Genomic DNA, 8,055 nt, shown 5'->3' on the forward strand with positions numbered 1-8,055 from the left:
AAGCATTTTTTTAAGATATGATTTTTAAATCCTTATTATTTTTACTCTTTTGGTGTGTAATAGTTAAAATAACAGTGCGCTAATTCACAATATTACTGCGGTTTAAATTAGCTTTTTTGTTTGGATTATTTTATATTCGTATCCTGTAAAATATTAGGTTACGCGATGAGTCAAAATAAAAAAAACACAGCACTTTCTTTTGAAGATTTTAAGAAAGAGGTTATTCAAGATTATACAATTGCAAAGATCAGTAGAGAATGTAGTTTACTAGGTCGTCGTGAAGTATTAACGGGAAAAGCTAAATTTGGGATATTTGGAGATGGAAAGGAAGTACCACAATTAGCAATGGCTAAGGCTTTTCAGAATGGGGACTTCAGATCGGGTTATTACCGCGATCAGACCTTTATGATGGCAATTGGTCAGTTAAATATCCAACAGTTTTTTGCTGGTTTATTCGGTGATGCGAATATTGAAAATGATCCCATGTCTGGTGGACGTCAGATGGGTGGGCATTTTGCTACGCACAGTTTGGATGAAAATGGAAACTGGAAAAAACTAACAGCACAAAAAAATTCAAGTGGAGATATCTCTCCAACAGCAGGGCAAATGCCTCGTTTACTTGGACTTGCACAAGCATCAAAATATTATAGAGCGATTCCTGAAGCGGATAAAGACCAACAATTTTCAATCAGTGGAAATGAGGTAGCTTGGGGAACAATCGGAAATGCTTCTACTTCAGAGGGGTTGTTTTTTGAAACAATTAATGCAGCAGGAGTATTACAAGTGCCAATGGTAATGAGTGTTTGGGATGACCAATATGGGATTTCCGTACACGCAAAATACCAAACAACAAAAGAAAATATCTCTGAAATATTAAAAGGGTTCCAACGCGACGAGCACGGAAACGGCTATGAGATTCTACGCGTAAAAGGATGGGACTATCCCGCTTTAGTAGAAACCTATGCAAAAGCAGCTCAAATCGCTAGAGAAGAGCACGTTCCGGTGCTGATTCACGTACAAGAACTAACACAACCACAAGGACACTCTACTTCAGGGTCGCACGAACGCTACAAAAGCAAAGAGCGCTTAGCATGGGAGGCAGAGCAGGATTGTATCTTGCAAATGAGAAATTGGATGATTGAAGCCAATATCGCTACTGCAGAAGAGTTGGATGCGCTAGACAAAGACTTGAAGAAACAAGTTCTTGACGGCAAAAAAGAAGCGTGGAGAAAATACCTTGATCCAATTATTGCAGAAAGAGATGAGTTGGTTGCTGTTTTACAACAAGTAGCCGCTCAAAGTCCAAATAAAGTATTCATTGAAAAGCACATCGCTGATTTACAAGGGTTAAAAGAGCCTATTCGCCGTGATGTGATGGTTACAGCTCGTAAAGTATTGCGTTTGATTATCCAAGAAAGCAGCAAAGCGTTAGTGGTGCAGTTCATTGAAAAATACTACGAAAACGTACAGCCGCGATATAGTTCACACTTATATTCAACTTCTAAAGACAAAGCACAACACGTGGAAGCGGTGTTGCCAACCTACGATGCAGATGCAGAAGAAGTGGACGCCCGTGTAATTCTACGCGATAACTTCGATTATATCTTGGCGAACCACAAAAATGTAACCGTTTTTGGAGAGGATTCAGGTAATATCGGAGACGTTAACCAGGGATTAGAAGGATTACAAGAGAAACACGGAGAAACACGTGTAACAGACACGGGTATTCGTGAAGCGACAATCTTAGGTCAGGGAATCGGTATGGCAATGCGTGGAATGCGTCCTATTGCTGAGATTCAATATTTAGATTATTTGTTGTACGCGATTCAGATCATGAGTGATGATTTAGCTACGTTACAGTACCGTACGGTAGGGCGTCAAAAAGCACCTTTAATCGTTCGTACGCGTGGACACCGTTTAGAGGGAATCTGGCATTCAGGTTCACCAATGGGAATGATTATCAACGCGATTCGTGGTATGCACGTTTTAGTGCCTCGTGATATGACTAAAGCCGCTGGTTTTTACAATACGCTATTAGAAAGTGACGAGCCTGCTTTATTGATCGAGTGTTTGAATGGGTACCGTCTGAAAGAGAAGATGCCAAACAATATAGGTCAGTTTAAAACGCCAATTGGAGTAGTGGAAACAATTAAAGAAGGAAGCGACTTGACAATTGTTTCTTACGGTTCAACCTTGCGCATTATCGAACAAGCAGCTAAAGAATTAATGGAAATTGGCATTGACGTAGAAATCATCGATGCACAATCCCTATTGCCATTCGATTTGAACCACGATGTAGTGAAGAGTTTGGCAAAGACCAATCGCCTGTTGGTGGTGGATGAAGATGTGCCAGGAGGAGCGTCTGCTTACCTGTTGCAACAAATTATAGAAGTTCAAAAAGGATACCGTCACTTAGATAGTGAGCCGCAAACACTAACTTCTAAGGAGCACAGACCGGCTTATAGCACGGATGGGGATTACTTTAGTAAGCCCTCAGCAGAAGATGTTTACGAAAGAGTTTATGCTATTATGCATGAAGTAAACCCAAAAAAGTTTCCCAAATTGTATTAATAATCGCACAAAAACCTCTCATATTGAGAGGTTTTTATTTATTTGATAATTTTAGCTGACATATGATGGGTATTAAAACTATTTTTTTTAATTTGTAAATTATTAGATTGTAATTGTTTTTGAAAAAAGAGGAATAGAAAATAATCCATAATCTGAGAAATTCTCTCTAATTTATTATGAAAGCATACAAAATATGAGTAATTTTGCATTTGTTTTTTTAAACATAGTTATATTATGGTAAATGATTTATTTGACAGAATACAGAAGAATAAAGGACCATTAGGAAAATGGGCGTCACAAGCTGAAGGATATTATGTTTTTCCTAAACTTGAGGGACCTTTATCAAATCGTATGATGTTTCATGGAAAAGAAGTAATCAATTGGAGTATCAATGATTACTTAGGGTTGTCAAATCATCCAGAAGTAAGAAAGGTAGATGCTGAGGCAGCTGCAGAATACGGAGCAGCTTATCCTATGGGTGCGCGTATGATGTCTGGTCACACTACAGTGCATGAGCAACTTCAAGATGAGTTAGCTGCTTTTGTACACAAAGAAGCTGCTTACTTGTTAAACTTCGGTTACCAAGGGATGGTGTCTATTATTGACGCATTAGTAACAAAGAATGACGTTATTGTTTACGATGTTGATTCGCATGCGTGTATTATCGATGGTGTTCGCCTACACATGGGGAAACGCTTTACGTACAAGCACAACGATATCGAAAGTTTCGAAAAGAACTTAGAGCGCGCAACTAAAATGGCTGAAACAACTGGTGGAGGTATTTTAGTTATTACTGAAGGCGTTTTCGGAATGCGTGGACAACAAGGAAAACTAAAAGAAATCGTTGCTTTAAAAGAAAAATATAACTTTAGATTGCTAGTGGATGATGCACATGGTTTTGGTACTTTAGGTGCAACAGGTGCTGGAGCTGGAGAAGAGCAAGGATGTCAAGATGGTATTGACGTGTATTTCTCTACTTTCGCTAAGTCAATGGCTAGTATTGGAGCATTCGTTGCTGCAGATAAAGATATTATTGATTACCTAAAATACAATTTACGCTCTCAAATGTTTGCAAAGTCATTGCCAATGATTTTCACAAAAGGAGCCTTAAAACGTTTAGAATTGTTGCGTACACAACCTTCTTTAAAAGCAAAATTATGGGAGAATGTTGATGCGCTTCAAAATGGATTAAAAGAAAGAGGATTTAATATTGGAGATACCAACACTTGTGTTACGCCAGTATACTTAGAAGGAAGTATTCCAGAGGCAATGGTGATGGTAAACGATTTGCGTGAGAATTACAATATTTTCTTGTCGATCGTAGTTTATCCAGTTATTCCTAAAGGAATTATCTTACTGAGAATGATTCCTACGGCAACACATACGATGGAAGATATCCAAGAAACACTAGCGGCTTACGAAGCAATTCGAGAAAAACTAGAAAACGGAACATACAAGCGTATTGCTGCTGAAACTACAGTAGATGTATCAAATGCATAAATAAATAAAAAAACTCGAAACTAAAAGTTTCGAGTTTTTTTTATTTTCAAACGGAAATTGTTTGGGCATTTTTGAATTCCTCTACTCAATCTTTCTTAGCACTAATTCTACCTCCTTAATCTTTCCAATCCAATAATCAATTCCCTCTTGGTTCGTGATTACTTCTTTTTTTCGATTGGATTTAACGGCGGATAGCTTTTGCCAATTGCGCTGTTCATCTTTGAGAATATCTTTTTTTGTTTCAGGTTCTATACGAGAGCGCCAAAACAAAAGCTCTTTTTCGTACTGTTGGATGATTTCTTGAAAATAGAGGAGTAAGGCTACTTTGTCTTTCGGAATATAGCCAGGACCTGTACAACCGCAAGAATGCCACGTGATCCCGACTTCATATAAATCTTTGATGTGTTGCCAAGCTTTGTTGTTTCCTTTCTTTGGCGCTTCAAAATCTTTTCCCATATTGGCCATTAGATTACCACATTGGGGGCATTTGGCTGCAGAATCAACTTTAGTACCTCCTTTAATATCATTCCATAAGCGCCTTTTAAACGTTTTTTGACAATCAAAACAAACATAGTGCGGTTTGTAAGTTGTCATTCCATATCTACACATATCTCTTTTTTTAGCATAAGTCAAAGATACAAAACAATCGAATCTCTTTTTTCTATATAAAATAGAGCAATTATTTTTATATTCTTGTTACTTTTAAATTATTTTAATATAGTTTAAACAATATATCATGTATTTGTATAAAAGATGTTGTTGAAATGTGATTCAAAAATAATTTTCCTTATATTTGTTAACAATTTTAGTTTAATTTTTATTAAAATTAAATACACGAAAAAGAACATACGTTTTAGGGGAGATAAAACGTTATAGCTATAAAAAAGAAAGTGATGAAAAGGAAAAATTTTTGTTGGATTGTACTATTGAGTTTTATGCTCGTACAATGTATGGGGGAGAAGAAGGAGGTGATCAAAGCTAATACGGTTGAGCGGACAGACGAGATTAAATTATATAAAGTAACAGCGGTTCCCTTTGTAGTGAACGACCAATATGTATTAAAAACCCAAGGATCAAATCAAGGGGTTCAACATGTAAAGATTACGAGTAAAGCGCATTTTGAACGTTTATTCGATCAGAAGGACAAAAATCAAGTAATAGAGGACGTTGATTTTTCAAAGTCGTTTGTCTTGGCTTTAGTAGGACTGCCAAGCAAACTAGAAACTTCTTTTTCAATCAATAGTTTGAAGGAAAAAGACGATTTTATTGAGTTGACTTATTGTGTAGAAGAAGAAGAACACGAATTAGCACAGGCTGTTTATCCCTATGCGGTTGTTGTTGTCGATAAAAAGTTTAATAAGGATATTCGATTTTTGATTGAATAATAGCATTAGATAAGATGCTCCAAGGTCATTTTGGACACAAAGAATAAAATAAGAAAAGGACAAGGTTGTATAATCTTGTCCTTTTTTGTCGTTAGAAGTGAATTTTGTTATTTCACTTGTATTTGTTTGATTATTAGTAGTTTGATTTTAAAATAACGATGGATTAAGGTGGTTTTGGTGTTGTTTTTGTGATAAAATATAAGTTAACTATAACTGAATTTTTAATTAAAATCAATCTATTATGAAAAAATTATTTTTATTATTAAGCTTATCAATTGTTTTGGTTTCTTGTGAATCAGAAAGTAAAAAATTAAATTTTGATACGGATCAAAATTTTAAGACTCAAGGAAAGGGATTTTGGAACACGGCATTAGTTGATGGAGCAGGTGCTTTAACTGGGGCAGGGTCTGTTGCTAGTATTGCGGGATGGTTCGGATGGACACCTGCAGCTCCTCTTGCTGCTGGTGCTGTAGCATTAGGTGCTGTTATTGGAGGAGCGGGAGCTTCAGTTGCTTATGCATATAGTTATCAAATTCCTATACGACAGGATTACCAATCAGATCACAATCTTACTGTAACTGAGAACTATATAGATAATGTTGGAATCATGCACAACCAAATTATAGTTGATTACCAAGCAAAATATCCTGTTTATGATGAGGCAACTTATTATTCTTTTGTTAGTGATAACAAAGATAAATATGGTTTTAGTGCAATGATTCTTACAGCAGTGGAAGAGAATAAAATTAGAGAAGAAATTGAAAGTATAATAACTCATTCAGACGTCATCGGGTATACATTAGAGAAGTTACCTAAAGAAGTAAATAGAGAGAATTATACGATTTTTTTTGAAAATTTAGAGTCTATTTCCGTTAGAGAAAAAGCAATTTCATATGTTAATCAATTTGAAGTTAAAGAACTTAGTGAAAAGATATATACAGACGAAACAAAATTACTTTTAGGAATCTATTTCTCAACTTTGAGAAATTCTATGCGTCTTTGGAATGAATAACTTAGTAAACGTTATTAGTTTTTTTATATTGATTGTGTTGCTTTATGCTTTTATAGTCAGTCATTATAATCCACTGTTTTTGCTATCCATTGCTCCTCTATTTTATCTGTCAAATAAATTAAAACGGAAAAAAAAGAATTAAAAAACAAGAAACAGGCTTAACTAGCCTGTTTCTTGTTTTATCATTATTTAAAATTACATCTTTTTCTTGGTCCAAGTCAAGGCCCAAAAGGCTAGTGGAATAGTGGCAACCATGACTAGAGCTGTAGAAAACAAAGCGTCTTTGGAAAATAAAGACACAATTGCACTGGCTATGAAACACATTCCCAATTGAATGGTATTTTGTAAAGCTGCTGCTTTTCCAGAGTTTTCAGGATAAAGCTTTAACGCTTCTGCTACGACAATCGGATAACAGGCTCCATTGGCTAAGGCCATAAAACAGAATGGAATCAACAGGCTTGTCAGCGTTGGTGTGGTGAAGATGGCTAAGGCAGCGGTTGCTATAATGGCTAATCCAAACAAGGATACAAAGTAAGCCGTCAGTTTGGTACCGTCTATTTTGGAAGATAACGTTCGATAGCCAAAACCACCAATTAAGAAGGCAATGGTTTGGGGTACGAAACTAAAACCGATTTCGGCTTCACTATAGCCCATTTCCTTTAAAAAGAAAGGCGATCCTGTTAGCCAAGCAAAGAAAGCGGCTGAACAAAATGCGTAAATCATCACATTGCCTACATAGGCTTTTGATCGTAATATCGCCCAGTAAGATAGGGATTTAGTTGGTGGTGTCGCTTCTGTTTCACTAGACGTTGTTGCTTTTTTATCTTGTAACGTAAAGGTGTATACCATCAAGAGAACCGCAATAACCGCTAGGGTAATAAAAATAGAACGCCAACCGAAGTGTTCCAATAGATATACCCCTAATAGAGGAGCTAGAGCAGGAGATAGCGCCACTAAAGGCATAATAGTAGCAAATACGCGATTGGTTTCCTCTTTAGGATAGCGCTCAATCACCAAGGCTTGCCAACTCACTGCTGCGGCACACACTCCAATGGCTTGAATTAAACGCAGGATCAAAAAGACCGTCACACTCGCTGTGAAGTAAATGACCAAGGAAGAAAGGGTGAAGATCATCAGACCAATCACAATGGTTTTGGGTTTGCCTATTTTATCCGAAATAGGTCCCCACATCAATTGGGCAATAGCATAACCTGCTAAAAATAAACTTAAGGTGGAACTAATGCTGCTTTTAGTTGTCTGTAAGTCAACACGCATCGTTTCAAAGGCTGGTAGGTACATGTCTGTGGCTAAAAAACCAATAATACTTAAACCGGCTAAATACACTAAAAAGAAAAAACTGTTTTTATTTTGCTTTGGCATATAATTTAAAAATTAAAGAATCTGCAAAAGTACGGTTTTTTTAGTAGTGAATGGTGAATGGTGAAGAGTGAGTGGTAAAGAGTGAATGGTAAAGAGTGAATGGTTACTCACCACTCACTACTCACCACTCACCACTCACCATGTACGTCCCTGACATAGGTTGACCATAAAAAATCAATTTTCCTATGAAAGTTAACGTTCAACAAA

Annotated in this window: 6 protein-coding genes; 4 read left to right on the plus strand and 2 right to left on the minus strand. The window is 36.5% G+C overall.

Annotation, left to right across the window (positions count from 1 at the left end):
- Positions 1–165: 165 nt before the first annotated feature.
- Entirely contained in the window at positions 166–2,571 is a 2,406-nt protein-coding gene (locus HX062_RS14910) for an alpha-ketoacid dehydrogenase subunit alpha/beta (protein ID WP_286467952.1), read from the plus strand.
- Between the two features lie 234 nt (positions 2,572–2,805).
- Positions 2,806–4,071: a cysteate-C-fatty acyltransferase gene (capB, locus tag HX062_RS14915; RefSeq protein WP_182628762.1), complete on the plus strand. Its 1,266-nt coding sequence runs from the start codon at positions 2,806–2,808 to the stop codon at positions 4,069–4,071.
- 81 nt (positions 4,072–4,152) lie between these two features.
- On the opposite strand, the gene HX062_RS14920 is transcribed toward capB, so the two are convergent.
- A complete protein-coding gene (locus tag HX062_RS14920; RefSeq protein ID WP_286467954.1) occupies positions 4,153–4,680 on the minus strand; it encodes a hypothetical protein in 528 nt (175 codons plus the stop codon).
- Between the two features lie 284 nt (positions 4,681–4,964).
- Between HX062_RS14920 and HX062_RS14925 the strand changes: the two genes are divergently transcribed.
- Both HX062_RS14925 and HX062_RS14930 read left to right on the plus strand, forming a co-directional pair.
- Positions 4,965–5,456 (plus strand): hypothetical protein, encoded by a 492-nt coding sequence (locus HX062_RS14925; RefSeq protein ID WP_286467955.1) that lies wholly within the window; start codon positions 4,965–4,967, stop codon positions 5,454–5,456.
- A gap of 241 nt (positions 5,457–5,697) precedes the next feature.
- Positions 5,698–6,468, plus strand: a complete 771-nt coding sequence (locus HX062_RS14930; RefSeq protein ID WP_286467956.1) for a hypothetical protein — start codon at positions 5,698–5,700, stop codon at positions 6,466–6,468.
- 195 nt (positions 6,469–6,663) lie between these two features.
- On the opposite strand, the gene punC is transcribed toward HX062_RS14930, so the two are convergent.
- On the minus strand, positions 6,664–7,848 hold the full coding sequence (gene punC / locus HX062_RS14935) for a purine nucleoside transporter PunC (protein WP_286467957.1): 1,185 nt from the start codon (positions 7,846–7,848) through the stop codon (positions 6,664–6,666).
- Positions 7,849–8,055 lie beyond the last annotated feature (207 nt).

The sequence above is a fragment of the Myroides sp. DF42-4-2 genome (genome assembly GCF_030326445.1).
Lineage (GTDB): Bacteria > Bacteroidota > Bacteroidia > Flavobacteriales > Flavobacteriaceae > Flavobacterium.

Coding starts and splice junctions, on each gene's coding strand:
- HX062_RS14910 (WP_286467952.1), top strand. CDS start 166: ATGAGTCAAAATAAAAAAAACACAGCACTTTCTTTTGAAGATTTTAAG.
- punC (WP_286467957.1), bottom strand. CDS start 7,848: ATGCCAAAGCAAAATAAAAACAGTTTTTTCTTTTTAGTGTATTTAGCC.
- HX062_RS14925 (WP_286467955.1), top strand. CDS start 4,965: ATGAAAAGGAAAAATTTTTGTTGGATTGTACTATTGAGTTTTATGCTC.
- HX062_RS14920 (WP_286467954.1), bottom strand. CDS start 4,680: ATGTGTAGATATGGAATGACAACTTACAAACCGCACTATGTTTGTTTT.
- HX062_RS14930 (WP_286467956.1), top strand. CDS start 5,698: ATGAAAAAATTATTTTTATTATTAAGCTTATCAATTGTTTTGGTTTCT.
- capB (WP_182628762.1), top strand. CDS start 2,806: ATGGTAAATGATTTATTTGACAGAATACAGAAGAATAAAGGACCATTA.